This window comes from Sporosarcina thermotolerans, from assembly GCF_030067815.1.
In the GTDB taxonomy this organism is placed as follows: Bacteria; Bacillota; Bacilli; order Bacillales_A; family Planococcaceae; genus Sporosarcina; species Sporosarcina thermotolerans.
This window is the reverse complement of sequence record NZ_CP125968.1, coordinates 42349-68420: the sequence shown is the minus strand read 5'-3', so window position 1 is coordinate 68420 and position 26072 is coordinate 42349. Positions and strand designations below refer to the sequence as shown.

The window sequence follows — 26072 nt, the reverse complement described above, 5'->3', positions numbered from 1 at the left end:
AAAGGGTGTGCGAGAAATGCAAACAACTGAAATATACAAATCGAAGCACCACGTCCGGTTCGTTACGGCATCCAGCCTATTCGACGGCCATGATGCGTCCATCAATATTATGCGCCGCATCCTGCAATCGACCGGCGCCGAAGTAATTCACCTCGGACATAACCGTTCCGTCGAAGAAGTCGTCAATGCGGCTATCCAGGAAGATGTACAAGGAATCGCCATCTCCTCCTACCAAGGCGGACATGTCGAATACTTCAAATACATGTACGACCTTCTCCAGGAAAAAGGCGCGCCGCATATTCGTATTTACGGCGGCGGTGGCGGCGTAATCCTTCCGAAAGAGATCAAGGAACTGCATGACTACGGCATTGCTTGGATCTTCTCACCCGAAGATGGCCGCAAAATGGGCCTTCAAGGGATGATCAACCGCATGGTAGAGGAATGTGATTTCCTCACAGAAGTTGATGATGAATTAGAACGTCTTGAAAACGTTAGCACCGATCGTCCAGAAGTGCTTGCCAATTTGATCACATATGCGGAAGAAATGTATGACAAAGAAAACCCTGACGCGATTCAATTAATCAAAAAAGCAAGGGAACTTTCTAAACATACGCCGGTTCTTGGAATCACAGGAACGGGTGGGGCAGGGAAGAGCTCACTTACTGATGAATTGATCCGCCGTTTCTTGCGCGAATTGCCGGAGAAGAAAGTTGCAATCCTATCCATCGACCCGACGAAGCAAAAGACGGGCGGAGCATTGCTTGGGGACCGCATCCGCATGAACGCAATCTTCAACAAGCGCGTCTTCATGCGCAGTTTGGCGACACGCGGTTCAAGATCTGAGTTATCTGGCGCCATCAAAGACGTGCTTGACGTTGTAAAAACAGCCGGTTTTGACCTGATCATCGTTGAAACGAGCGGAATCGGGCAAGGGGACGCTGAAATCACGGAAGTATCCGATGTATCGATGTATGTCATGACAAGTGAATTCGGTGCGCCGACGCAGCTTGAGAAAATCGACATGATCGACTTCGCAGACCTAATTGTTATCAATAAATTCGAGCGAAAAGGTTCCGAGGACGCGCTTAGCCAAGTGCAGAAGCAATACCAACGTAGCCATCTTCTATTTGATAAAAAGCTCGATACGATGCCTGTTTACGGGACAATCGCGAGCCAATTCAACGACAAAGGGACGAACTCGCTATTCGCGGCGCTTGTGTCGAAGTTGAATGAAAAATGCGGACTCGACTGGGAAACGTCCTTTACGGAGTTTGTCAAAACTCAGAAACAGAACGTCATCATTCCGAACGACCGCACACATTATTTACGTGAAATCGCCGGTACGATCCGCGACTACCATAAAAAATCCGAACAGCAAGTTGACCTAGCACGCCGTTTATTCCAACTCGAAGGTGCAATTGAAGCTGTAAATGAAAAAGCGCCGGACAATGCACTTGTCGCTTCACTCGAGGCACTATCGGAAGGCGTGCGTGAAGAACTTTCTGCGGAATCAAAACGCATTTTATCAAACTGGAAAACATTAAAAGAATCCTATGCGGGTGATGAATTTATTACGAAAATTCGTGATAAAGAAATCCGCACGCTACTCACGACAACAAGCTTGTCAGGGTTGAAGATTCCGAAAGTGTCCTTGCCGAAATTCAAGGATTACGGCGAAATCCTCCGCTGGGTTTACAGAGAAAATGTCCCGGGTTCATTCCCATATACGGCTGGTGTTTTCCCGTTCAAACGCGAAGGGGAAGATCCGAAACGCCAATTTGCAGGAGAAGGGACGCCGGAAAGAACGAATCGCCGCTTCCATTACTTGTCGAAAGATGACGACGCGAAACGTTTGTCGACAGCATTCGACTCGGTGACACTGTACGGTGAAGATCCAGATGAGCGCCCGGATATTTACGGAAAAGTCGGGGAGTCGGGCGTCAGCATCTGTACACTCGAAGACATGAAAAAGCTGTATGCAGGCTTCGATTTATGCGCACCTTCAACTTCAGTTTCTATGACAATCAATGGACCTGCTCCAATCATCCTTGCGATGTTCATGAATACGGCAGTTGACCAGCAAGTGAAGCTGAAAGAGGAAAAGTTAGGCCGCGTATTGACTGTTGAGGAATTTACGGAAGTGCGCAATGCGACGCTTCAAGTCGTCCGTGGAACCGTGCAAGCGGATATTCTGAAGGAAGACCAAGGACAGAATACTTGCATCTTCTCGACAGAATTCGCGCTTCGTATGATGGGTGATATCCAGCAGTATTTCATCGATAAGAAAGTGCGCAATTACTATTCCGTCTCGATTTCCGGCTACCATATCGCGGAGGCGGGGGCGAATCCGATTTCGCAGCTTGCATTCACGCTCGCGAACGGCTTCACATACGTTGAATATTATTTGAGCCGTGGGATGAACATCGATGATTTCGCACCGAACTTATCCTTCTTCTTCTCGAACGGACTTGACCCGGAATATACCGTGATCGGCCGCGTGGCTCGACGTATCTGGGCAGTCGCAATGCGGGAGAAATATGGCGCGAACGAACGCAGCCAAAAGCTGAAATACCATGTCCAAACTTCCGGTCGTAGCTTGCATGCGCAGGAAATCGACTTCAATGACATTCGTACAACATTGCAGGCGTTAATGGCATTGCAGGACAACTGCAACTCGCTCCATACGAACGCTTACGACGAAGCGATCACGACACCGACCGAAGAATCGGTACGTCGCGCGATGGCAATCCAGATGATCATTACGAAAGAGCATGGTTTATCAAAAAACGAAAATCCTGTTCAAGGCTCTTTCGTTGTCGAAGAACTGACGGATCTTGTCGAAGAATCTGTCCTTCAGGAATTCGAGCGTCTAAACGACCGTGGCGGCGTGTTAGGCTCCATGGAAACACAATACCAGCGCGGCAAAATCCAAGAGGAATCGATGCTTTACGAAATGAAGCACTCGGGTGAACTGCCAATCATCGGCGTCAACACATATTGAACCCGAATCCGCCTTCCGAAGAAGACATCGACAATATGGAAATCGCACGTGCAACGAAGGAAGAAAAAGAGACGCAAATCACAAACTTGCGCAGCTTCCAATCACAACATAGCGACAAATCGGCTGAACACTTGCGAAAACTGCAGGAAGTCGCAGTCTCCGGCGGCAACATCTTCGCGGAACTGATGGAAACTGTCAAAGTCGCGAGCCTCGGCCAGATTACAAACACATTATATGAAGTCGGCGGACAATATCGCCGCAATATGTAAGAAAGGAAGGACGCTCTGTACGTAAGGGCGTTCTTTTTAGATGGATTCATTCATGGTGACCAGGTTTTGCTCGGGTTTCATGTGGTTATGCTCAAGTTTGAAGGTGTTTTGCTTGAGTTCGGATGACTTTTGCTCGAGTTCAGCATACTTTTGCTCGTGTTGGGACTTTTGACTCACCTGAAACACACCGCAAAACTTCCGCCGCATCATGAAAACCAAACCACGAAAAGTTTCCGAATTTTAATTGTTTAGAAAGTGGATTTTGGCTGTTCCTTCCACGTATAATAAAAGCAATAATGAAAAGAGGTGGGAAAAGATGAAACTGTATCATCATATTATGATTATAATAGTCATCATTACCCTCATCTTCTTTTTATATGGCGTGGGTTACGGGGCGATTCCGTTTTTACTTGCCTCGCTTTACCTTGGCTTCCTTAGCATTAAAGAATTCCAACGTTTGAAGAACAGTAAAAGATGGTAGCATAATAGGAGCTTCATTGTATATAATGATGAGTATGCTTTTGTTCAGAGAAAGGACGTGCGTTTGATGAATCTAACAGAAAAGACAAAGGAAGAACTCCTTGAAGAATCAATGATCGATATTGCGTTTGCCATTTTGACTGACAGACACGAAGCATTGACACTTGAACAATTAATGAATCAAATCCGTGAATTAACAGGTATATCGGAAAAGAGATGAAGGCGCGACTCCTTCAATTCTACACAGATATGAATATCGATGGAAGATTCCTTGCCATCAACAACGGCTGGGGATTGCGCGAGTGGTATCCGGTTGATCAAATTGAAGTAGAAACAGCTCCTGTCGTTAAAGTACGCAAAAAGAAGAAGAAAAAAGCGTATGACGATGATGAGGAAGAAGACGAAGAAGAAGAGGAAGTCGATGAGGACGAGCTATTCGACGAAGAGTTCGACGAGCTTGATGACGAAGAGGACATCGACGAAGACGAAGAGGAAGAGGAAGAAGATATCATCGAAATCGAAGAGGATCTCATCGAAGATGATGAAGAGCTTGAACTCGTTCCAGACGACGAATTGGATATTGATGATGAAGACGAAGACGAAGAGTTAGACGAAGACGAGGACGTTCTCTGACACTTTCCACTTGACTTCGAGCGTCAAAGGATTTAATCTTCTATTTGGGCTCCTTGAAAAAGGACACATGAATCCGTGTATAAGCGCTCCTGTTGTAGATAGACTACAGAGGAGCGCTTTTTTGATTTTTTTACTAAAAAACCCCTTAACTAAAAGGAGGAGCTATATATGACTAAATATATCTTTGTAACTGGCGGAGTTGTTTCATCATTAGGCAAAGGAATTAATGCCGCATCTCTTGGCAGATTATTAAAAAGCAGAGGACTACAGGTGACGAACCAAAAGTTCGACCCGTACATCAACCTCGACCCGCGGATGATGAGCCCGTACCAACATGGTGAAGTTTTCGTGACAGAAGACGGTGCCGAAACCGATCTCGACATCGGTCACTACGAACGGTTCATCGACATCAAATGTAATAAATACTCCAATGTAACGATGGGGAAAGTATACTCCTCCGTCCTACGAAAAGAGCGTCGTGGAGATTACAAAGGGGCGACAGTCCAAGTCATCCCGCATATTACAAATGAAATCAAAAGCCTAATCAAACGTGCGGGCCAAGAAACGAATGCAGACGTTGTAATTACGGAAATCGGGGGAAGTGTCGGCGATATCGAATCACTTCCATACCTCGAAGCAATCCGCCAAATGAAGACAGACCTTGGCAAAGACGACGTCATGTACATCCATAACACGCTAATTCCTTACTTGCACGCTGCCAGAGAAATGAAAACAAAACCGACTCAGCATAGCGTTAAAGAATTGCGCGGCCTTGGTATTCAACCGAATATGATCGTGGTCCGAAGCGAGTATCCCGTACCACAGGAAATGAAAGATAAAATCGCTTTATTCTGCAACATCAAACCTGAAGAAGTCATCGAAGCACTCGATGCTGAAACATTGTACGAAGTGCCGATCCGTTTACATGCACAAAACATGGACAAGATCGTTGTCGACTTCCTTGGCCTTGAAACGAAGGAACCTGATTTGACAGAAATCGAAGCGCTTGTGAACCGCGTAAGAAATCTATCACGTAAAGTGAAAATCGCCCTCGTCGGTAAATACGTCGAGCTGCAAGATGCCTACATTTCCGCAGTAGAAGCATTCCGCCATGCGGGCTATGAATTCGATACAGACATCGAATTTGATTGGATCAACTCTGAAGAAGTGACAACTGAAAATGTTGCTGAAACATTGAAAGAAGCAGACGGCATCTTCGTACCTGGCGGCTTCGGCGACCGAGGAATCGACGGCAAAATCGAAGCTGTCCGCTATGCGCGTGAAAACGGCGTCCCATTCTTCGGAGTAGGACTTGGCATGCAGCTTGCTGCAGTCGAATTCGCACGCGACGTTCTTGAAATAAAAGACGCGCATTCAGCAGAATTTGACAGCGAAACAGAAAACGCAATTATCGAAAACAACCGTGACTTCGAAGATCGTACAGATATCGATCAACCAAGCGGCGACATGCGTCTTGGCGCACATCCATGCAAATTGAAGGAAGGAACGAAAGCACAAGAGGCCTACAACGACGAATTAGTCTACGAACGCCATCGCCATCGTTACGAATTCAACAACATCTATCGCGACCAATTCGAAAGAGCCGGTATGATCGTGGCAGGCGAAAGCCCAGATGGACATCTCGTGGAAATCATCGAGTTGAAGGATCACCCATTCTTCATCGGAACTCAATTCCACCCAGAATTCGCATCACGTCCACAACGCCCACAACCGCTAATCCGCGAATTCATTCGCGCAGCACTCAAACACCAAGAAGCATAATACAAAAAAAGGTGAAGGGATCAAATCCCTCCACCTTTTTTCATTCATAATCAAACACGCATAACACCGCCGATACACGCATAAACCTCCGCAGCCACGCAAAAACCCACGGACTCACGCATAAACCTCCGCATCCACTCATAAACCCACGGACCCACGCATAAATTCGCCAGCCCTCACTAATCAATCCTCAAAAATCATCTCATCATACGCCATCTTCACGGCCTCATACAAAAATAACGCCACCATCAAATGAGGTTGGACGATTCTCCCGCCATCATTGCCCGGCAAAATCCCTTTAACCACGCCGGTCGACATATACGTATACGCAAGATCCGCCAATTCATTCTCATCGTTCGCTTTTTCCCCTGCAACAACAGCAAAAGGAATGAATTTATCGGCAAGCATCCGCGCCATACCGAGTGCTCGCTCGTCATTTGCAGTACGAGTAAAAAGCCAAACTCGGTCAGTAGACTGGATTTCCATTCCTTCCACATATTGAGTGGACCCTTTGAAAGGTTCAGCGCCAAATTCCGCATTTATTCCCATCGCGACCATTTCATCAAAGCCCATAAAGATGACTTGTCCTTCACCGATTGTAGCCTGAGCGAGCAATCGGGCCGTCTCCTCAACGGCTTCTTCATTATTCGAACCAGCCCGCTGCAAAAGCCCGCTGATCTGTGTTGTTACTATTTTCATGTTTTCCACCTCGTTTCCATTATATTTTTTTCGCCGGATAAAACCAAGTTATCAATATAGAATAAATATATTTTAAAGATAAGAAGGAGTTTATCCTTATTTGTTGAATTGTAAGTATAGTCAATCATTTAAAGGGGTGAGTGTTATTGAAGAACTTACTGATTGTGGACGACCAGCCGGGAATACGTTTACTATTAAGCGAGGTTTTTAGAAAAGAGGGATTGGAAACGAGGATAGCCTCTAATGGGGCAGAAGCACTCCGTTCCGTAAAAGAGAAAAACCTGATTGCATCTTATTGGATATGAAAATGCCGGGAATTGACGGGGTAGAAGTGCTAAAAAGAATAAAAAAAGAAAGCCCTTACATACCGGTGTTCATGATGACAGCTTATGGCGAAAATGAATTGACAGAACAGGCACTAAATAATGGGGCTGATAAATATTTCACAAAACCTTTTAATATATACGAAGTGCGCGACGCGGTCATGGATGTTATCGCAAGTCGGAAATAATCATCCTGAATAAAGTGATCACATTCTGGCTAAAATTTATTTGGAATTAAAAACGTGAATTCCTAAAATAAATTCACGTAACTACGAATGAAAAAACACATCCTTGAAAAAGAGGCTCTTCAATTAAAAACACTTCTCACATAAAACAACCCACATACAACCGCAACTTACATCGAGTCCAACAGCGACCCAGACAGTAGTAAATACTGTCTGTTTTGTTATGATAAAAGAGGTAAATAACGTATCATTCAATAAATTCATCCCACAACTCGGAGGAGGATACCACATGGCACTTGTTTCAATGAAAGAAATGATGATAAAAGGTAAAAAAGAAGGTTATGCAATCGGTCAGTTCAACTTGAACAACCTTGAATATACGCAAGCAATCTTGCAAGCAGCAGAGGAAGAAAAATCACCTGTAATCCTTGGTGTATCAGAAGGTGCAGCACGCTATATGGGCGGTTTCACGACAGTAGTCCACATGGTAAAAGGCTTAATGCATGATTTTAACATCACTGTACCAGTCGCAATCCATCTTGATCACGGTTCCAGCTTCGAAAAGTGTAAAGAGGCGATTGACGCAGGCTTCACATCCGTCATGATCGATGCTTCTTCAAAGCCACTTGCAGAAAACATTGAAATCACAAAACAAGTAGTAGAATACGCACACGCAAGAAACGTATCCGTTGAAGCCGAACTTGGAGTCGTCGGCGGACAAGAAGACGATACGATCGCAGACGGAGTCATCTACGCAGACCCTGCAGAATGTAAAGAACTTGTCGACGCAACAGGCATCGACTGCTGGCGCCAGCACTTGGGTCGTCCACGGACCATACAAAGGCGAACCGAACCTTGGATTCGAAGAAATGGAAATCATCTCAAGCCAATCCGACCTTCCACTCGTCCTTCACGGCGGAACAGGCATTCCATTAAAAGACATCCAACGTTCCGTCTCCCTCGGTACAGCTAAGATCAACGTCAACACCGAGAACCAAATCGAAGGAACAAAAGCAGTCCGCGAAGTATTAAACAACGACGCCAACGTCTACGATCCACGCAAATACTTGGCACCAATGCGCGAAGCCATCAAAAAAACCGTAATCGGCAAAATGCGCGAATTCGGGAGCACTGGAAAAGCGTAAGGCGCTTGCTCAGATGCGACAGGCAAAGCCGTAGCGAAGAACGGCTTTTGCGAGTAAAAGCGTAGCGTTACGAGCACATATTTGCCTTGCTTTGCGACCAAAAGCGTCCGCCGTAGCGGAAATCAACAGTATTAATTTTAAATAAAAGGAGAAGCATCACAGATGCATTCTCCTTTTTTCCATTCATAAAGAGGAGGAACACACCAATGAAATTTTTCATCGACACAGCAAACTTCGAAGAAATCAAAGAAGCACATAGCTGGGGAATCCTATCTGGCGTAACAACAAACCCATCACTGGTCGCAAAAGAAAACATCTCATTCCACGATCGCCTTCGCGAAATTACTGCCCTCGTACCAGGCTCAGTAAGCGCAGAAGTCATCGCCCTTGACGCAGAAGGAATGATCGAAGAAGGCCGCGAACTTGCTAAAATCGCACCAAATATCACTGTCAAACTTCCAATGACACCGGAAGGCTTAAAGGCGTGCTCCGTCTTCGCCCAAGAAGGCATAAAAACAAACGTGACCCTCATTTTCAGTGCCAACCAAGCTTTGCTTGCCGCACGCGCTGGAGCCACTTACGTATCCCCATTCCTCGGCAGACTTGACGATATCGGTCAAGAAGGAATTCAGTTAATCAGCACAATTGCGGACATCTTCACAATTCATGACTTGGACACGCAAATCATTGCAGCTTCCATCCGCGGGCCGCAGCATATTACAGATGCAGCACTTGCGGGAGCGCATATTGCAACAACTCCTTTCAAAGTACTCAAACAACTATTCAACCACCCGTTGACAGACCAAGGTATTCAACAATTCTTAAACGACTGGGAAGCAAGAAGAACAAGTGAAACGCCAAGGAGACTGAAATGGACGTTTATAAAATAAGAGGCGGCAAACCTTTACAAGGAACGATAAAAGTGAGCGGAGCGAAGAACAGTGCCGTTGCATTGATTCCGGCATCCATTTTGGCGGATTCACCTGTCACGATTGAAGGTCTTCCGGAAATTTCGGACGTCTTAACACTGCAGGCGCTTCTTGAAGATATTGGTGGAAAAGTGAATTTCGGAGCAGGGAAGATGACGATCGACCCATCCGAAATGGTTGCCATGCCACTTCCGAACGGCAATGTGAAAAAGCTAAGAGCATCCTATTATCTGATGGGCGCAATGTTAGGCCGATTCAAAAAGGCGGCAATCGGACTTCCTGGAGGCTGCCATTTGGGACCTCGTCCTATCGACCAGCATATTAAAGGCTTCGAGGCTTTAGGTGCAAAAGTGACAAATGAACACGGAGCCATCTATCTGCGTGCCGATGAACTGCGCGGCGCTAAAATCTATTTGGACGTTGTCAGCGTTGGCGCGACAATCAATATCATGCTTGCTGCGGTCCGTGCAAAAGGCCGGACAATTATCGAGAATGCTGCCAAAGAACCTGAAATCATAGATGTCGCAACATTGCTTTCAAACATGGGTGCCAACATTAAAGGCGCCGGTACAAATGTCATCCGAATCGAGGGAGTCGAAAGGCTTCACGGAACGAAACATACAATTATTCCCGATCGTATCGAGGCGGGGACATTCATGATCATGGCAGCGGCTGCAGGAGACGGTGTCTTAATTGATAACGTAATCCCTTTCCACGTTGAAGCACTGACAGCGAAACTCCGTGAGATGGGTGTTGAAGTCGAGGAAAGGGAAGAGCATATTTTCATTCCGAAAACGAGGAATTTGAATGCAGTCGATGTAAAAACACTCGTATATCCAGGTTTCCCGACGGATCTTCAACAGCCATTCTCAGTGCTATTGACACAGGCGAACGGCACTTCTGTCATAACGGATACAATATATTCCGCGAGATTCAAACAGATTGATGAACTTCGAACGATGAATGCAGAAGGAAAAGTAGAGGGCCAATCTGTCATTTTATCTGGACCAACGCCACTACAAGCCGCTACTGTCCGCGCTTCGGATTTAAGGGCGGGTGCAGCTCTTGTCATCGCAGGATTATTGGCGGAAGGCGAAACTGAAATCCAGGAAATTCAACATATCGAACGCGGATACGGCTCGTTGATCGAAAAACTTCGTGGAATCGGCGCCGATATCCGGAAGGAAAATGTGCCGAAAAAGCGAAAGTACGGGAATAAAGTTCATAAAGTTAATACGGAATAATTGGAAATGTAATTTCCAAGGTATGCTATAATGACAGTAAGAAATCTTACAGCTTTACAATTGAAAAGCGTATTACGGGAGGAACAATCATAATGGAACGCAGTTTATCGATGGAATTAGTACGTGTAACAGAAGCGGCGGCAGTTTCAGCAGCACGCTGGATGGGACGCGGTTTGAAAAACGAAGCGGATGACGCCGCGACAGAAGCGATGCGCACTGTGTTCGACACGATTCCAATGCAGGGAGTCGTTGTTATCGGGGAAGGCGAAATGGATGAAGCACCAATGCTTTACATCGGCGAAGAGTTAGGCACTGGCCAAGGACCGGAAGTTGATGTAGCTGTCGATCCGGTGGAAGGAACGAATATCGTCGCATCAGGAGGCTGGAATGCACTTGCAGTCATCGCAATCGCTGATAAAGGAAACCTTTTAAACGCACCTGATATGTACATGAATAAAATCGCAGTCGGACCTGAAGCGGTTGGCAAAATCAGCATCGATGCAACCGTAACGGAAAACCTTCATGCCGTGGCTAAAGCCAAAAACAAATCGATAGATGAAGTTGTGGCAACTGTCCTCAACCGTGAACGCCATGCGAAAATCATCGAAGAAATCAGAGCTACTGGCGCGCGCATCAAGCTTATCGATGACGGAGACGTAGCAGGTGCCATTAACACGGCATTTGACAACACAGGTGTTGATATTATGTTCGGTATTGGTGGTGCCCCTGAAGGCGTTATCGCTGCTGTTGGACTAAAATGCCTCGGAGGGGAAATCCAAGGACGACTTATTCCTTCAAACGACGAAGAACGTGAACGCTGTGAAAAAATGGGCATCGACGTCACAAAAGTCCTTTACATGGACGACCTTGTAAAAGGAGACGACGCCATCTTTGCAGCAACAGGTGTAACCGACGGTGAACTACTACGCGGAGTCCAATTCAAAGGCGGCTTCAGCGAAACCCACTCACTCGTCATGCGCTCCAAATCCGGCACAATCCGTTTCGTAGAAGGACGCCACAGCCTTAAAAAGAAACCTAATCTTGTAATGCAAGACTAATTTATTTTATTAATAAATCAAAAATAGTAAGCCTCAAAGCCCGGCATAAGCCGGGCATCCTTCTATTCATTGATTTCCTACCTAAGAAGACAACCTCAAAAACTAAAATCAAATAAAGAGTGGTGCTGAATGAACTATGTCGATTCTAACAATTAGCAGTTTAGAAAATATGACGTTAAAAGAGCTTTACGAGCTTGCAAGACAATATAAAATATCCTATTACAGCAAATTAACCAAAAAAGAACTAATCTTTTCAATCCTTAAATCAAGAGCCGAACAAGAAGGATTCTTCTTCATGGAAGGCGTACTCGAAATCATCCAATCAGAAGGCTATGGTTTCCTTCGCCCAATCAACTACTCGCCAAGTTCCGAAGACATGTATATCTCCGCGTCCCAAATCAGACGATTCGACTTGCGAAATGGTGATAAAGTAACTGGGAAAGTACGTCCACCAAAAGAAAACGAACGCTATTACGGACTCCTTCAAGTAGAAGCTGTAAACGGAGAAGACCCTGAAGTCGCACGCGAACGCGTCCACTTCCCAGCACTAACTCCGCTATACCCGGATCGCCACATTCGACTCGAAACGGTTCCAACGAAACTATCAACACGAATCATGGATCTCGTTTCACCAGTAGGTTTCGGTCAACGTGGACTTATCGTTGCACCACCAAAAGCCGGTAAAACAATGCTACTAAAGGAAATTGCAAACGCAATCACGACGAACCATCCCGAAGCTGAATTGATCGTCCTGTTAATCGACGAACGTCCGGAAGAAGTAACCGACATCGAACGTTCCGTTAATGCAGACGTTGTCAGTTCCACATTCGACGAAGTCCCGGAAAACCACGTCAAAGTTGCTGAACTCGTCCTCGAACGCGCTATGCGCCTTGTCGAACATAAACGCGACGTCATCATCTTAATGGATTCAATCACACGTCTTGCACGTGCATATAACCTTGTCATTCCGCCAAGCGGCCGTACACTTTCCGGTGGTATTGACCCTGCGGCATTCCACCGCCCAAAACGTTTCTTCGGCGCAGCGCGTAACCTTGAAGAGGGCGGCAGCTTAACAATCCTTGCCACTGCCTTAATCGACACGGGCTCAAGAATGGACGAAGTTATCTACGAAGAATTCAAAGGAACCGGTAACATGGAACTTCATCTCGATCGCAGCCTTGCAGAACGTCGCGTCTTCCCGGCACTCGACATCCGCCGCTCAGGAACACGGAAGGAAGAACTGCTCATCCCAAGCAACCAGCTTGAAAAACTATGGGCCATCCGAAAAACATTTTCCGATTCCTCCGATTTCGCAGAACGCTTCCTAAAGAAATTGCGTCAGTCCAAATCCAACGAAGAATTCTTCGACAAACTAAACGAAGAAATGAAAGCCCATCGGAATGGAAAAGGTCTATTATAAAATCAACATTTCTACATTGAAAAATAGTTGCAAACCCCAAATAAACCTGTTATAATCTCTAAGTGTGGTTTTACCACCATCTGCTGCATATGCGGTTGACATATACGGACCGTGTAAGGCATCAGTCTTATGCAAGACCTACAATAACACTCTGTTCCAGATGGTTCAGGGCGAGAGGAGAGAGACCGATGAGAGCAGGAATTCATCCAAATTACAAACTTGCAAAAGTTGCTTGTTCATGTGGTAACACATTCGAAACAGGTTCTGTAAAAGAGGACATTCGCGTAGAAGTTTGTTCAGAATGCCATCCATTCTACACTGGACGCCAAAAATTTGCTGCAGCGGACGGACGTATCGACCGCTTCAACAAGAAATACGGCTTCAAAGAAGAAGGACAAGAATAAGACTCATCCAACCCGGCGGATCAACATCCGCCGGGTTTTATCTTTCCAAAAATTTCACATCGTCCACATACCATAATTCAACAAGAAATAAAAGACGTCAATTTCATTCGAATTTAATGTATGATAGACATTCCGAACAAAACAAAAAGCAATTTACATAGAGCGACTGATTGAAAGGGGAACCAATATGTACGTAACAATGCAAGGCGGCTGGATAGAAGTAATTTGTGGAAGCATGTTCTCAGGCAAATCGGAGGAACTAATACGACGCGTGCGCCGTGCGCAATTTGCCAAACAGAAAATCGCAGTATTCAAACCCGAAATCGATGATCGATACAGCGAGGAAGCCGTCGTCAGCCATAACGGTACAACCGTCATCGCAACACCTATCGCGGAGTCGACTCAAATCGAACAATTTGTAAAAGACGAATACGACATCATCGCAATCGACGAAGCCCAATTTTTTGACGAAGGAATCGTAGACGTCGTCATGGATTTGGCGGATCGCGGATTCCGCGTCATCATCGCTGGCCTTGACCAAGACTTCCGCGGCGAACCATTCGGCCCAATGCCTCAACTTTTGGCAGTCGCAGAAAACGTTACAAAACTTCAAGCCGTCTGCACCGTTTGCGGCTCACCTGCAAGCAGAACACAACGCCTTATCAATGGAGAACCAGCTGGCTCCGACGATCCCATCATCCTTGTAGCCGCTTCGGAAGCTTACGAAGCAAGATGCCGCACGCATCACGAAGTGCCAAACGGCGTAACAGCGAACGCAGCAGTAGAATAAAATGTTAGGACAACATGGACAAACCATGTTGTCTTTTTAATTTAATTCATAAAATTGCTGAAAACCAACACACTAATCCAAAGCCTTGAATATGTTATTCAATGTGAAATCTAATTAAGGCAGGAGATAGATTATGAAAAAGTGGATAACTGCACTTATTCTTTTCATGTCAATAGGACTAGCGGGCTGTCAAAATGACTCAGATCAGGAAACGCCAATTGCGTCCGCGGAAACGGAGAAACCGAAAAAGATATATAGCTATACATTTGAAAAGGAACCGGAAAATGTAACACTAATCGACCCGAATACATCTGAAATCATCCATACACTTGCCCCGTATGAACAAGGATATGAACTGGATCAAGAAACATACAGAAAAGAAATCGAGAAGCTTGCAAAAAGGCTTGCAAGAGGAACACCGGAAAACCCTGGATATGACAGGCGAATGATCCTTGATAGAATAGATGAACAGGGCGGTGTCGTAAAAGGAAGCCCTTTAATCATTCTTGATGAAAACGAATTAGTCGAGCGGATCATGGCAGCTTCAGCTGTCGGAGGCGAAGTTGAACTGCCAATCACGGTGACGGAAAGCGGATATGACTCAGCAGATATCCCACATTTGAACGAAATTACAGTCGCATCCTATACGACTTATTTTAAATCGAATCCCAATCGGAATAAAAACATAGAACTATCCGCAAATTCCATCAACAATACAATCGTCGGAAGCGGTGACCATTTTTCATTCAATACCGTTGTCGGTTCACGGGATGAAGAGAGCGGCTACCAACCCGCACCCGAAATCATCAGCGGCGAACTTGTCATGGGAATCGGCGGAGGTGTTTGCCAGACATCCTCAACATTATTTAATGCACTCGACCAAATATCCCTCAAAATATTGGAGCGCCACCACCATTCACGAGAAATTGGATACGTCCCGAAAGGTCGGGATGCAACAGTTTCATACGGTGGACTGGATTTCAGATTCCAAAACTCAACAGACGTCCCTATACTCATAAAAGCGATTTACGGAAATGGCTATCTTACAATCGAACTTAGAACAGCTGAAAAATACAAAGACCGCTTCAAGCCTTTAGATTTGAAATAAATCAGGTTTTTCTGATGCCTGTCCAGCTCCAGGCGCTATGAGGATGCCTTAATTTCTGCAAAAAACCGCAGAAATACGGCAAATCGAACCCTACGCTGTTCGACTTGCTCGGGTCATAAGTCAAAGCTGCTCTGTGGCAAAAACCGCCACGCGCCATCTTTGCCTTATGCCTGTCGCATCTGTGCAAGCGCCTTACGCTTTTCGATAGCACCAGTTTTTTACTGTATTTCGATGCTTTTTTCCCGTACAATAAACATACGAAAAGACTTGAGAAATAAGAGGTGTACAAACTATGTTCGAAAGGCTACAAGCCGTTGAGGATCGATATGACCGACTGAATGAATTGCTGAGCGATCCGGATATCGTAAGTGACATGACCAAATTACGGACCTACTCAAAGGAACAATCCGACCTGCAAGATACAGTCGATGCATACCGCGAGTACAAGGACGCGACAACAGAATACAACAATGCAAAACAAATGTTAGAGGAACCACTCGATGATGAAATGAAAGAACTTGTCAAAATGGAAATCACCGAGTTAGACTACAGAATCGAGGAACTCGAAGGTAAACTAAAGCTCCTATTAGTCCCGAAAGACCCGAATGACGACAAAAACGTCATCATGGAAATCCGTGGTGCAGCGGGTGGAGATGAGGCCGCACTGTTTGCGGGTAATCTCTACAGAATGTACAGTCGCTTCGCCGAGATGAACCATTGGAAAGTTGAAGTGATGGACTCCTCGCCAACAGAACTTGGCGGCTTCAAGGAAATTATTTTCATGATCAACGGCCATGGTGCTTACTCAAAATTGAAATTCGAAAACGGGGCGCATCGCGTGCAACGTGTACCTGAAACCGAATCCGGCGGCCGTATCCACACATCAACTTCTACAGTAGCTGTCCTGCCTGAAGCGGAAGAGGTTGAAATCGACATCCATGAAAAGGACATCCGTACGGATACATTCGCATCATCAGGCCCAGGTGGACAATCCGTCAACACAACAATGTCCGCTGTCCGCCTGACACATTTACCGACAGGCATCACCGTTTCCTGCCAGGATGAAAAATCGCAGATCAAAAACAAAGAGAAAGCGATGAAAGTCCTGCGCGCACGCATCTACGACAAATTCATGCGAGAAGCACAGGCGGAATATGATGAAAAGCGAAAATCGGCCGTTGGTACAGGGGACCGTTCTGAGCGGATCCGTACATACAACTTCCCGCAAAACCGGGTGACAGACCATAGAATCGGACTGACAATCCAAAAACTTGACCAGATCATCGAAGGAAAGTTAGACGAAGTAATCGATGCACTCATCCTTGAGGATCAGGCAAGAAGACTAGAAAGCTTGGATTCCAATGACTGAGAAAATCCACGAAGCATTAAACAAAGCGAAGTCCCTTCTTGAGTCCAAGGATCTCGACGCACACGCTGTACATCTGCTAATGGAGCATGTAACAGGGAAATCGGGAGCGACATTACTTGCTGATTTGCGCGAACCATTAACACCCAAACAGCAGACCGATTTCTGGAATAAAACCGAGCAATTATTAACAGGCAAGCCCGTTCAACATATTATCGGCACAGAACAATTTTACGGAATGTCATTCGATGTGAATAAAAATGTGCTCATCCCAAGACCTGAAACGGAGGAACTTGTATACGGCGTACTTGAACGATGCCGCAATCTCTTCCCTGAAGATGGACGCGTGGCAGATATCGGTACCGGGAGTGGCGCAATCGCGATTGCCATCAAAAAAGAATGGCCGGATGCGTTCGTCGTAGCGACAGACATTAGCGAACCGGCAATCGCAGTCGCAAAGCGCAATGCAAAGCGCAATGAAGTGCATGTGGAGTTCCGGCTTGGCAATATGACGGAACCGATTGAGCATGAAAAATGGGATGTCGTCGTGTCAAATCCTCCGTATGTCACTTTGGAGGAGTCGAAAGAGATGTCTCGTACGGTGCTTGATTTCGAACCTCATACTGCACTTTTCGCTATGGATGACGGTCTTTACTTCTATAAGAAACTTGCAAAAAGCTTGCCGCCACTTATGAATAAACCCGCATTGATTGCCGTTGAAATCGGCTATCAGCAAGGGAAGTCGGTTAGTGGTTTATTCCAAAAGGCATTCCCGAAAGCAAGGGTTTCTGTAAGGAAAGATCTAAATGGAAAAGATCGAATGATATTTTGCGAGATTAGTGAATAAACCCCTCCGACCCTGGCAACAATGAGGTCAGGAGGGGATCGATATGTTACAAGACTATGAAATTAACAACTATACATTTAAATCTAATAGACGGACTGGAAAGTTAGTGCTGATTGTCGAGTTCATTCTCGTGCTTTTCCTTATTCAGTCCGCCTTGATGTTATTTACAGGGAAAGTAGAGCAAGAGGAGTCATTCAGATTCCGTATTCTTGCACATTCAAACACATCTGATGACCAACAATTGAAGTTGGCAATCCAACAAGAAATCGAACCGCTTATCAACAATGCTATCTCCCAGTCAGCATCGAAAGCAGAGATTGTGGATAACCTTGATGCGATTGAAGATATAATTATCCACATCGCGAAAACAATCGCGGATGGCCAAGAAGTGACGCTTGAAAGGAAGGCAGCCCTGTTTCCACCGAAGCGTTCAGGACTTTTCATCACCCCGCAAGCCCCATATGATGCCTATATCTTAACGATTGGCAGCGGTCGTGGGGATAACTGGTGGTGTTCATTGTTCCCAAGGGTCTGTTTCCCGGATAAGGAAGTCGAGACTGTGAAGGAAGCAGAAGAAGAAAAGGTCACTTTCTTCGTGTGGGAGTGGATAAAATCATGGTTTGCGTAATAGTTATCCACTAACGATGTGGATAACTAAGATAAAATGTGTATAAACGGGGGTTTTATTCATGGATACTGAAATTATTTCAGTGGATAACCATGTGGGCAACTTTTTAAGTTATCAACGAGCTGTGGATATATTGAAAAATGGGGGAGTCGTCGCCTTTCCAACCGAAACTGTTTACGGACTTGGCGCAGTTGCAACGGATGCAAATGCTGTGCAAAAGATCTTTGACGCAAAGGGACGGCCTTCCGACAATCCACTCATCGTACATATTGGCAATAAAAAGATGTTGATAAATACGCTGTCGACGTGCCGGATGACGCCAAGAAGCTAATGGATGCCTATTGGCCAGGCCCGTTGACGCTCGTTTTCAATAAACGGCCCGGTGTGATTGCTGAAAATGTCACGCCTGGCTTCGAAACGGTCGGCATCCGTATGCCGGATCATCCTGTAGCGCTTGAACTTTTGCAGAAACTGGACATGCCTCTCGCAGCTCCAAGTGCGAATCGTAGCGGAAAACCAAGTCCGACGGAAGCGAATCATGTGTTCACAGATTTACAAGGACGCATTCCATTAATCGTTGACGGTGGACGTACAGGCGTCGGCGTAGAATCGACCGTCCTCGATATGACGACAGTCCCGCCGACCATTTTGCGTCCGGGTGGCCTGACTCGTGAAATGATTGAGGAATTGATCGGCCATGTTCACGCGGAAAGTGAGGTTTCGAAGGGGGATGCACCGAAAGCGCCCGGCATGAAATACATGCATTACGCGCCGGAATCGCCACTTTACATCATACAAGCGGATGAAAAGGTGATTCAGGATGCAGTCAATGCATTGCATAATGAAGGAAAACGGGTGGCAGTCATCGGCCCCGATGAATTCAGAGTCAAAGTCGATGAAGCGGACTGGTATTTTTCAGTCGGACCGCTTCATGACCAAGAGGCATTGGCAACAAATTTATACGGCGCAATCCGTCAATGCGATTTGACGGAAGCCGACATCATACTTGCCGCCGAGACGGAATGGACCGGTGTCGGTGCAGCCGTCATGAACCGGTTAGTAAAAGCCGCCGATGGAAAACGGTATTTGTTATAAAACAATATGAATGACCTCTCAAACGCACGCATAAGATGGACAGATGCGGGAGTTGGGAGGTCAATTTTTTGGTAGAAATATTCGCTGCTTGTATAACGACAATTGATGTAGTCATCGTATTTTCATTGTTACGTTTACGTAAAGGAAGGCTTCCGATTGCCATTTGGACAACATTCTTGAATATACTGTTTCCCTTCGTTGGATTTTTAGTGGGGGATTGGTCGACGGGATTTTTATCCACCTGGAGCGGCCTGCTATCAGGGATTCTGCTTTCAATGATCGGTATTCATATGATTTTGCATGATGACGATACAAGCGAAGCGGTGCGTGTAGTGAATCCGGTGTTAATCGCACTTGCTGTCAGTCTCGACACATTTTCAGTCAGCGTCTCCTTCGGGATGCTTCAGTTGAATAAATTCCTATTCATCCTCTCATCAGGACTACTAACTTTAGTGTTTTCATGCACCGCACTTTACTACGGAAGATATTTAAGCATCAAAAACGGTAAGATCCTGCGCTGGATTTGCGGTCTATCTCTTTTTGGCATGGGAGTCATATCCTGCTTTGGATGAATCAATCTATTTCATTATTCGTTAGCAATCGGTTATTCTAATAGTAGGTGATAAAAAATGAATATTTATTTTATTTGTACAGGAAACACATGCAGAAGCCCGATGGCGGAAGCAATTCTACGTTCAAAAGTAGGCGAAGGCATTGCTGTGAAATCCGCAGGGGTCAACGCGTTCGACGGAATGTCGATTTCAACGAATTCTAAAACGCTTATCGAAGAAAAGAACATGCCATATACATCCACCTCAAGAGCCGTAACAACAGATGACCTTGAGTGGGCGGACCTCGTCCTGACGATGACATCATCGCATAAGGCGATTCTTTTGCAATCATTCCCGAATATAGAGTCTAAGACATTTACATTGAAAGAATACGTCACTCCTGAGGCTTATCCAGACGTGCAGGATCCATACGGCGGTAATCTGAAAACTTACCGTGCTACATTTGAAGAATTGAACGAAGTGATTGATGGATTGGTAAGGAAGTTCTCGCAGGGGAGAGAGTCGTAAAGGAATTCGGATACATATACCGCCAATAACGCATAAATGCCCCGAAAAGCGCATAAATCATGCGAAAAGCTCATAAACTCATGAAATTACGCATAAACGCTACAAAAAGCTTATAAACGCCATTAAAAACGCATAAACACAAGCAATCACGCATAATCAAAAATCCTCTTTCATTCGAATCATTTCACAGCCCGAAATATCACTCGAGGGCTGTGTTTTTTTATCGAATAATGGTAGAATGACTTGTGAGTAAATTAAGAAAGAGGGGACGCATTTGAAAATCGCAATCTCTTCAGATCATGGCGGTAATCGACTTCGTCATGAAATTATGGATCTTTTATCAGAATTGGGATTTGCCTATGAAGATTTCGGCCCGGACTCTGACGAATCAGTCGACTATCCGGACTTTGCAGCACCAGTTGCACAAGGAGTAGCTAGCGGGGAATTTGATCGCGGCATCCTCATTTGTGGAACAGGTATCGGCATGTCCATCGCCGCAAATAAAGTCAAAGGCGTTCGCTGCGCGCTTGTCCACGACGTCTTCAGCGCAAAAGCGACGAGAGAGCATAACAACTCGAACATCCTTGCAATGGGGGAACGCGTTATTGGACCGGGACTTGCAAGGGAAATTGCGTCAACATGGCTTGGCACTTCATTCGAAGGGGGCCGTCACGAACGCCGCGTTGCGAAATTGACGGAACTTGAAGGATAAAACGAGGTGAGTTTTCAATGGATGAAGGTATGAAATTATTGAAGTTACAGCTTGAACAACTTTTAGAGGAAATGGAAGAACAGACAACAATCGTTCCAGGAACGTTCTTTGTCATCGGCTGCTCCACATCGGAAATCGCCGGCAAACGGATCGGAACCGGAGGCGCACTCGAAGTCGCCGAAGCCCTATTCGAAACGATGAATGAATTCTCGAAACAGCATAAAGTGTATCTCGCATTCCAAGGTTGCGAACATATCAATCGTGCCTTGACAATCGAACGCGAAGCTGCGGAAAAATTCAATCTTGACACCGTTTCAGTCATCCCTGCAGTACATGCAGGCGGATCGATGTCCACATATGCATTTGAACATATGAAAGACGCAGTTGTCGTAGAATCCATCCGTGCAAATGCCGGTATCGACATTGGCCAGACGTTGATCGGTATGCATCTCAAACCGGTTGCCGTTCCACTTCGCACATCTATCAATAAAATCGGTGATGCAATCGTAACAATCGCGACGACTCGACCGAAATTGATCGGCGGCGAACGGGCGATTTATGCGCGTCCAGAGGAAGATTGATTTTCATTCAAGAAACACCCGCAATGCTCTCATTCATTCCGGATGAGAGCGGAGCGTTGAGTAATCGGACAAGCCTATCATCCGAATATAAATAAAGTACAAAGGGGAAATGAATCATGGATTTAAGCAATGTGAAACGCGAAGATACAGCAGTATACGAAGCAATCATGGCTGAAAAGAACCGCCAGAATTCCAATATCGAATTGATCGCATCTGAAAACTTCGTCACAGAAGCAGTCATGGAAGCGCAAGGATCGTATTTGACAAACAAATATGCTGAAGGGTATCCAGGCAAGCGCTACTACGGCGGTTGCGAACATGTTGACGTCGTTGAAAACATTGCGCGAGATCGTGCGAAAGAAATTTTCGGCGCAGGACATGCAAATGTGCAAGCCCATTCCGGTGCACAAGCGAATATGGCTGTATACTTCACGGTGCTTGAACCGGGAGACACTGTTCTCGGCATGAATCTTTCCCACGGCGGACATTTGACTCACGGTAGCCCGGTAAACTTCTCCGGAACTCTATACAATTTTGTCGAGTACGGAGTGAGCGAGGAAGACGAGCGAATCGATTACGAGGACGTACGTCAAAAAGCGCTTGAGCATAAGCCGAAATTGATCGTTGCGGGTGCAAGTGCGTATCCACGTGAAATTGACTTTGCGAAATTCCGTGAAATTGCGGATGAAGTAGGCGCGTATTTGATGGTAGACATGGCGCATATCGCTGGTCTTGTTGCAGTAGGGGAGCATCAAAATCCAGTACCGCATGCACACTTTGTTACATCGACGACGCATAAAACATTGCGCGGCCCACGTGGCGGATTGATCCTTGTGAACGAGGAATTCGCTGCGGAATTTGCCCGTAAAATCGACAAAACAATCTTCCCTGGCATCCAAGGCGGACCATTGATGCACGTGATCGCTGCAAAAGCGGTTGCATTCGGTGAAGCATTGAAGCCTGAGTTTAAAACGCATATCCAGCAAGTTAAGAAAAATGCCAAGGCCCTTGCGGATTCCTTGATGGCTGAAGGTGTCCAAATCGTTTCCGGCGGAACAGACAACCACTTATTGCTAATCAATGTGAAATCACTCGGCCTCACAGGCAAAATCGCTGAACACGTCCTTGACGAAGTCGGAATCACTGTCAATAAAAACACAATTCCATTCGACACGGAAAGCCCATTCGTCACATCAGGCATCCGCGTCGGAACACCAGCCGTCACAACACGCGGCTTCAAAGAAGAAGAAATGAAAGAAATCGGCTCCATCATCGCCAATCTTCTGAAAAACCACGAAGACGAAGCAGTAAAAGCAGAAGCGGCTGAGAGAGTTAAAGCATTGACAGATAAATTCCCGTTATATGCATAATTATTGATTTAATTAACCCCGTTCTCACTGAGAGAGCGGGTTTTTCTTATGCAATTTGGTAAATTATTAATAGCTTAAGATGTTTTGCTCGAGTTCGAGGAAGTAATTCTCGTGTTAGAGCGGGTTATGCTCAAGTTAGAGTGAGTTATGCTCGAGTTCGAGCCACTTTTGCTTATCTCGTGACCTTCGACTCATTCCTGAACCAGAAAAAAAGAGCATTTAATTGTCAAAAGCACTTGGCGCAATCTGGTAATTTTTATCACTAGTATCTCCCCGCGATATTAGGAAGGATTTATAATAACTACTCTTTATATAAAAGAATTTCCGTTGATTGAAGTGGAAGCGGCGACTCCTGGGGGATAAGCGGGACAGGTGAGACCCCGCAGTGTCGCGCAGCGACCGAGGAGGCTCACCGCCCGCCCCCCGGAAAGCGTCCGCCTGAAACGAAAATCAACATTTTACAGGTCTAAAAATTGAAAACGCCTCGATTAAATCCTCTAACAATTCCCCATTCAACAACATCCACCATATTTCACACTCCACAATGTCTGAATCAGTAGCTTTCTGTTATAATGTACAGGACATTCCGAAAAGGAGCGAAAGCAATGGCTAAAGTACATGTATTTGATCACCCACTCATCCAGCATAAATTAACACATATTAGGGACATCAACACCGGTACGAAGGAGTTCCGTGAGCTTGTCGACGAAGTAGCGACACTGATGGCTTATGAAATTACACGTGATCTTCCACTAAAAGAAGTGGAAGTAGAGACACCAGTCCAAACAGCAAATTCAAAAGTGTTGGCAGGCAAGAAAATCGGGATTGTTCCGATTCTTCGTGCAGGCATCGGCATGGTCGATGGCATCTTGAACCTAATTCCAGCTGCGAAAGTTGGGCACATCGGCTTATTCCGTGACCCGGAAACACTACAACCACATGAGTATTTCGTAAAATTACCTTCCGATATATCGGAACGTGAATTCATCGTTGTCGATCCTATGCTTGCAACGGGCGGTACAGCAGTTGAAGCGGTTAATTCATTGAAAAAACGTGGTGCGACAAACATCAAGTTCATGTGTTTAATCGCAGCTCCTGAAGGCGTAAAAGTGTTCACAGATGCGCATCCTGACGTAGACGTATTTATCGCTGCTTTGGATGAGAAATTGAACGACCACGGGTACATCGTTCCTGGACTCGGAGACGCGGGAGACCGCCTATTCGGAACAAAATAATAAATAATAACGGGGAAGGCGTGAATGGTTTGAAACGAAAATGGAAGGTTATGACGATCTTCGGTACAAGACCAGAAGCGATTAAAATGGCGCCGCTTGTACTTGAATTGCAAAAACATCCGGAGGAGATCGAATCGATCGTCACCGTGACAGCGCAACATCGTCAAATGCTTGACCAAGTTTTGAATACGTTCGGCATCACACCGGACTATGACCTCAATATTATGAAAGACCGCCAAACGTTGGTCGACGTCGCGACTCGCGGTTTGGAAGGTCTCGACAAGATCATGAAGGAAGCACAACCGGACATCGTACTCGTCCATGGTGATACTTCTACAACTTTCATCGGTAGCCTTGCCGCATTCTACAATAAAATCGCGGTCGGACATGTCGAAGCAGGACTTCGTACATGGGATAAATTCTCCCCGTATCCTGAGGAGATGAACCGCCAGCTAACAGGCATCCTTGCAGATCTTCATTTCTCGCCAACAGAAAAGTCGGCGCAGAACTTATTAAATGAAGGAAAACCTGAAGACCGGATCTACATCACAGGAAATACGGCAATCGACGCACTTCAAACAACAGTGCGGGAAGACTATACGCATCCGATTTTCGAGAAAATCGGCGACGACCGTCTCATCCTGCTTACTGCACATAGACGCGAAAACTTGGGCGAACCGATGCGCAATATGTTCCGTGCCATCAATCGAATCCTTGAAAAGCACCCGGATACGCAAGTCATCTACCCGGTCCATATGAATCCGGCAGTCCGCGAAGTTGCAGATGAACTACTTGGAAACAACAAACGTGTTCATTTGATCGAACCGCTTGAAGTCGTTGATTTCCACAACTTCGCTGCACGTTCACACATCATCTTGACCGACTCGGGCGGCATCCAGGAAGAAGCGCCGTCACTCGGGAAACCAGTAATCGTACTTCGTGACACGACTGAACGTCCTGAAGGAATCGAAGCGGGTACATTAAAACTTGCCGGGACGGACGAAGAGGTAATCTTCAACCTGACCGACGCGCTTCTCACTGACGAAGCGGAATACAGTGCGATGGCAAAAGCGTCCAACCCATATGGAGACGGACATGCTTCCGAACGGATCGTCGTCGCGTTGAAGGAATATCTTTCTTCATTAAATTAATCAAAAAAAGTGACCTTAACGGAGATTTATGCGTGTAACAGAAACTAAAAACGCATAAATCCCGCGAAAGGCGCATAAATGCCAAGAAAAACGCAGAAATTCATCTGAAAAACGCATAAAATACGAAAAAAAACTTATAAAAATGTTTATATGCATACACTGATGTTTATCCTAATAAACCTAACTTCAATTCCGGGACCTCCATCGATTAAATTTAGGGAAATCCCAATTGAGTTTTAGTCTCTACAAATATGACGATTATTTGACAAGTATGTCCCTTTGTGAATAATTTCACGGGAATCAATTGACATCAAAATGCCCCTATTGTATGCTTACAAAGGGTAAGAATGATAGGGTTTTTAAACATAATGAAAGTGTCTAAATAACTGTTTTTGACATGATTCTATCATCCTTTCACTAAACATCGTTTCGTGGCAGAGACTCACAGGAGTAACTAACAACGCTTCCTAGTGATCCGCTACCTTTACGATTCACTTACAATTTTAGATTTTAGAATCTCTACTTATGTACAAGCCCG

Annotated in this window: 26 protein-coding genes and 2 pseudogenes; 27 read left to right on the top strand and 1 reads right to left on the bottom strand. The window is 45.6% G+C overall.

Features of this window, described 5'->3' with window-relative positions; translation table 11 throughout:
* Window positions 1-16 precede the first annotated feature (16 nt).
* The 6 genes from icmF (at window position 17) to pyrG (ending at window position 6165) form a co-directional block, all read left to right on the top strand.
* Window positions 17-3001 carry a fused isobutyryl-CoA mutase/GTPase IcmF gene (gene icmF / locus QNH10_RS00365; RefSeq protein WP_430541079.1) on the top strand — a complete coding sequence of 995 codons (2985 nt, stop codon included), beginning with the start codon at window positions 17-19 and terminating at the stop codon, window positions 2999-3001.
* Window positions 2998-3270, top strand: a complete 273-nt coding sequence (locus QNH10_RS20950) for a hypothetical protein (RefSeq protein ID WP_430541078.1) — start codon at window positions 2998-3000, stop codon at window positions 3268-3270. Before icmF ends, QNH10_RS20950 begins: the two co-directional genes overlap by 4 nt.
* A gap of 316 nt (window positions 3271-3586) precedes the next feature.
* The gene (locus QNH10_RS00360) at window positions 3587-3751 is read left to right on the top strand and encodes a hypothetical protein (protein WP_283733081.1); all 165 of its coding nucleotides are present in this window, start codon (window positions 3587-3589) and stop codon (window positions 3749-3751) included.
* Between the two features lie 66 nt (window positions 3752-3817).
* A complete protein-coding gene (locus QNH10_RS20305; protein ID WP_347177946.1) occupies window positions 3818-3970 on the top strand; it encodes a hypothetical protein in 153 nt (50 codons plus the stop codon).
* Window positions 3967-4383, top strand: coding sequence for a DNA-directed RNA polymerase subunit delta (gene rpoE, locus QNH10_RS00355; protein WP_347177945.1), 417 nt, complete (start codon window positions 3967-3969; stop codon window positions 4381-4383). Before QNH10_RS20305 ends, rpoE begins: the two co-directional genes overlap by 4 nt.
* Before the next feature lie 168 nt (window positions 4384-4551).
* The gene (gene pyrG / locus QNH10_RS00350; protein WP_283733080.1) at window positions 4552-6165 is read left to right on the top strand and encodes a CTP synthase; all 1614 of its coding nucleotides are present in this window, start codon (window positions 4552-4554) and stop codon (window positions 6163-6165) included.
* A 183-nt stretch (window positions 6166-6348) separates the two neighbouring features.
* On the opposite strand, the gene QNH10_RS00345 is transcribed toward pyrG, so the two are convergent.
* Window positions 6349-6864 carry a DUF2529 family protein gene (locus QNH10_RS00345; RefSeq protein WP_283733079.1) on the bottom strand — a complete coding sequence of 172 codons (516 nt, stop codon included), beginning with the start codon at window positions 6862-6864 and terminating at the stop codon, window positions 6349-6351.
* 146 nt (window positions 6865-7010) lie between these two features.
* Between QNH10_RS00345 and QNH10_RS20945 the strand changes: the two genes are divergently transcribed.
* The 21 genes and pseudogenes from QNH10_RS20945 to wecB all read left to right on the top strand — a co-directional run bounded on the left by QNH10_RS20945 (window position 7011) and on the right by wecB (window position 25534).
* Entirely contained in the window at window positions 7011-7169 is a 159-nt protein-coding gene (locus QNH10_RS20945; protein ID WP_430541077.1) for a hypothetical protein, read from the top strand.
* Window positions 7166-7375 carry a response regulator gene (locus QNH10_RS20940; RefSeq protein WP_430541134.1) on the top strand — a complete coding sequence of 70 codons (210 nt, stop codon included), beginning with the start codon at window positions 7166-7168 and terminating at the stop codon, window positions 7373-7375. The genes QNH10_RS20945 and QNH10_RS20940 overlap by 4 nt, the downstream gene beginning before the upstream one ends.
* A 220-nt stretch (window positions 7376-7595) precedes the next feature.
* Window positions 7596-8517: pseudogene (gene fba, locus QNH10_RS00335) on the top strand (class II fructose-1,6-bisphosphate aldolase).
* Between the two features lie 206 nt (window positions 8518-8723).
* Window positions 8724-9407, top strand: coding sequence for a fructose-6-phosphate aldolase (gene fsa / locus QNH10_RS00330; protein WP_283733078.1), 684 nt, complete (start codon window positions 8724-8726; stop codon window positions 9405-9407).
* A complete protein-coding gene (gene murA / locus QNH10_RS00325) occupies window positions 9389-10690 on the top strand; it encodes a UDP-N-acetylglucosamine 1-carboxyvinyltransferase (protein ID WP_283733077.1) in 1302 nt (433 codons plus the stop codon). The genes fsa and murA overlap by 19 nt, the downstream gene beginning before the upstream one ends.
* Window positions 10691-10782: 92 nt before the next feature.
* Window positions 10783-11748, top strand: coding sequence for a class II fructose-bisphosphatase (gene glpX, locus QNH10_RS00320; protein ID WP_283733076.1), 966 nt, complete (start codon window positions 10783-10785; stop codon window positions 11746-11748).
* 136 nt (window positions 11749-11884) lie between these two features.
* Window positions 11885-13168, top strand: a complete 1284-nt coding sequence (gene rho, locus QNH10_RS00315; protein WP_283733075.1) for a transcription termination factor Rho — start codon at window positions 11885-11887, stop codon at window positions 13166-13168.
* A 188-nt stretch (window positions 13169-13356) separates the two neighbouring features.
* Window positions 13357-13572, top strand: a complete 216-nt coding sequence (gene rpmE, locus QNH10_RS00310) for a 50S ribosomal protein L31 (RefSeq protein WP_283733074.1) — start codon at window positions 13357-13359, stop codon at window positions 13570-13572.
* A 187-nt stretch (window positions 13573-13759) separates the two neighbouring features.
* Window positions 13760-14362 (top strand): thymidine kinase, encoded by a 603-nt coding sequence (locus tag QNH10_RS00305; RefSeq protein WP_283733073.1) that lies wholly within the window; start codon window positions 13760-13762, stop codon window positions 14360-14362.
* Between the two features lie 133 nt (window positions 14363-14495).
* Window positions 14496-15470: a VanW family protein gene (locus QNH10_RS00300; protein ID WP_283733072.1), complete on the top strand. Its 975-nt coding sequence runs from the start codon at window positions 14496-14498 to the stop codon at window positions 15468-15470.
* A gap of 292 nt (window positions 15471-15762) precedes the next feature.
* A complete protein-coding gene (gene prfA / locus QNH10_RS00295; RefSeq protein WP_283733071.1) occupies window positions 15763-16839 on the top strand; it encodes a peptide chain release factor 1 in 1077 nt (358 codons plus the stop codon).
* Window positions 16832-17683, top strand: a complete 852-nt coding sequence (gene prmC / locus QNH10_RS00290; protein WP_283733070.1) for a peptide chain release factor N(5)-glutamine methyltransferase — start codon at window positions 16832-16834, stop codon at window positions 17681-17683. The genes prfA and prmC overlap by 8 nt, the downstream gene beginning before the upstream one ends.
* Window positions 17684-17726: 43 nt before the next feature.
* On the top strand, window positions 17727-18311 hold the full coding sequence (locus QNH10_RS00285) for a stage II sporulation protein R (RefSeq protein ID WP_283733069.1): 585 nt from the start codon (window positions 17727-17729) through the stop codon (window positions 18309-18311).
* Window positions 18312-18372: 61 nt separating this feature from the next.
* Window positions 18373-19406, top strand: a pseudogene (locus QNH10_RS00280) (L-threonylcarbamoyladenylate synthase).
* A 68-nt stretch (window positions 19407-19474) separates the two neighbouring features.
* On the top strand, window positions 19475-19978 hold the full coding sequence (locus QNH10_RS00275) for a manganese efflux pump MntP (protein WP_283733068.1): 504 nt from the start codon (window positions 19475-19477) through the stop codon (window positions 19976-19978).
* Window positions 19979-20035: 57 nt separating this feature from the next.
* Window positions 20036-20485, top strand: a complete 450-nt coding sequence (locus QNH10_RS00270; protein WP_283733067.1) for a low molecular weight protein arginine phosphatase — start codon at window positions 20036-20038, stop codon at window positions 20483-20485.
* Between the two features lie 274 nt (window positions 20486-20759).
* Window positions 20760-21197 (top strand): ribose 5-phosphate isomerase B, encoded by a 438-nt coding sequence (gene rpiB, locus QNH10_RS00265; RefSeq protein ID WP_283733066.1) that lies wholly within the window; start codon window positions 20760-20762, stop codon window positions 21195-21197.
* 17 nt (window positions 21198-21214) lie between these two features.
* Window positions 21215-21778 carry a TIGR01440 family protein gene (locus tag QNH10_RS00260; protein ID WP_283733065.1) on the top strand — a complete coding sequence of 188 codons (564 nt, stop codon included), beginning with the start codon at window positions 21215-21217 and terminating at the stop codon, window positions 21776-21778.
* A gap of 116 nt (window positions 21779-21894) precedes the next feature.
* Complete coding sequence (gene glyA / locus QNH10_RS00255; protein ID WP_283733064.1) at window positions 21895-23148, top strand: serine hydroxymethyltransferase; 1254 nt, start codon at window positions 21895-21897, stop codon at window positions 23146-23148.
* 605 nt (window positions 23149-23753) lie between these two features.
* Window positions 23754-24383 (top strand): uracil phosphoribosyltransferase, encoded by a 630-nt coding sequence (gene upp, locus QNH10_RS00250; protein ID WP_283733063.1) that lies wholly within the window; start codon window positions 23754-23756, stop codon window positions 24381-24383.
* 50 nt (window positions 24384-24433) lie between these two features.
* On the top strand, window positions 24434-25534 hold the full coding sequence (gene wecB / locus QNH10_RS00245; protein WP_381426395.1) for a non-hydrolyzing UDP-N-acetylglucosamine 2-epimerase: 1101 nt from the start codon (window positions 24434-24436) through the stop codon (window positions 25532-25534).
* Window positions 25535-26072 lie beyond the last annotated feature (538 nt).

Excerpts from the sequence above, each read along its gene's own strand:
- QNH10_RS20305 (WP_347177946.1), top strand. The coding sequence starts at position 3,818 with ATGAATCTAACAGAAAAGACAAAGGAAGAACTCCTTGAAGAATCAATG.
- rpoE (WP_347177945.1), top strand. The coding sequence starts at position 3,967 with ATGAAGGCGCGACTCCTTCAATTCTACACAGATATGAATATCGATGGA.
- rpmE (WP_283733074.1), top strand. The coding sequence starts at position 13,357 with ATGAGAGCAGGAATTCATCCAAATTACAAACTTGCAAAAGTTGCTTGT.
- glpX (WP_283733076.1), top strand. The coding sequence starts at position 10,783 with ATGGAACGCAGTTTATCGATGGAATTAGTACGTGTAACAGAAGCGGCG.
- QNH10_RS00305 (WP_283733073.1), top strand. The coding sequence starts at position 13,760 with ATGTACGTAACAATGCAAGGCGGCTGGATAGAAGTAATTTGTGGAAGC.
- QNH10_RS00260 (WP_283733065.1), top strand. The coding sequence starts at position 21,215 with ATGGATGAAGGTATGAAATTATTGAAGTTACAGCTTGAACAACTTTTA.
- QNH10_RS00345 (WP_283733079.1), bottom strand. The coding sequence starts at position 6,864 with ATGAAAATAGTAACAACACAGATCAGCGGGCTTTTGCAGCGGGCTGGT.
- QNH10_RS20940 (WP_430541134.1), top strand. The coding sequence starts at position 7,166 with ATGAAAATGCCGGGAATTGACGGGGTAGAAGTGCTAAAAAGAATAAAA.
- upp (WP_283733063.1), top strand. The coding sequence starts at position 23,754 with ATGGCTAAAGTACATGTATTTGATCACCCACTCATCCAGCATAAATTA.
- prmC (WP_283733070.1), top strand. The coding sequence starts at position 16,832 with ATGACTGAGAAAATCCACGAAGCATTAAACAAAGCGAAGTCCCTTCTT.
- pyrG (WP_283733080.1), top strand. The coding sequence starts at position 4,552 with ATGACTAAATATATCTTTGTAACTGGCGGAGTTGTTTCATCATTAGGC.
- prfA (WP_283733071.1), top strand. The coding sequence starts at position 15,763 with ATGTTCGAAAGGCTACAAGCCGTTGAGGATCGATATGACCGACTGAAT.
- QNH10_RS00285 (WP_283733069.1), top strand. The coding sequence starts at position 17,727 with ATGTTACAAGACTATGAAATTAACAACTATACATTTAAATCTAATAGA.
- rho (WP_283733075.1), top strand. The coding sequence starts at position 11,885 with ATGTCGATTCTAACAATTAGCAGTTTAGAAAATATGACGTTAAAAGAG.
- QNH10_RS00360 (WP_283733081.1), top strand. The coding sequence starts at position 3,587 with ATGAAACTGTATCATCATATTATGATTATAATAGTCATCATTACCCTC.
- wecB (WP_381426395.1), top strand. The coding sequence starts at position 24,434 with ATGACGATCTTCGGTACAAGACCAGAAGCGATTAAAATGGCGCCGCTT.
- fsa (WP_283733078.1), top strand. The coding sequence starts at position 8,724 with ATGAAATTTTTCATCGACACAGCAAACTTCGAAGAAATCAAAGAAGCA.
- icmF (WP_430541079.1), top strand. The coding sequence starts at position 17 with ATGCAAACAACTGAAATATACAAATCGAAGCACCACGTCCGGTTCGTT.
- glyA (WP_283733064.1), top strand. The coding sequence starts at position 21,895 with ATGGATTTAAGCAATGTGAAACGCGAAGATACAGCAGTATACGAAGCA.
- murA (WP_283733077.1), top strand. The coding sequence starts at position 9,389 with ATGGACGTTTATAAAATAAGAGGCGGCAAACCTTTACAAGGAACGATA.
- QNH10_RS00300 (WP_283733072.1), top strand. The coding sequence starts at position 14,496 with ATGAAAAAGTGGATAACTGCACTTATTCTTTTCATGTCAATAGGACTA.
- QNH10_RS00270 (WP_283733067.1), top strand. The coding sequence starts at position 20,036 with ATGAATATTTATTTTATTTGTACAGGAAACACATGCAGAAGCCCGATG.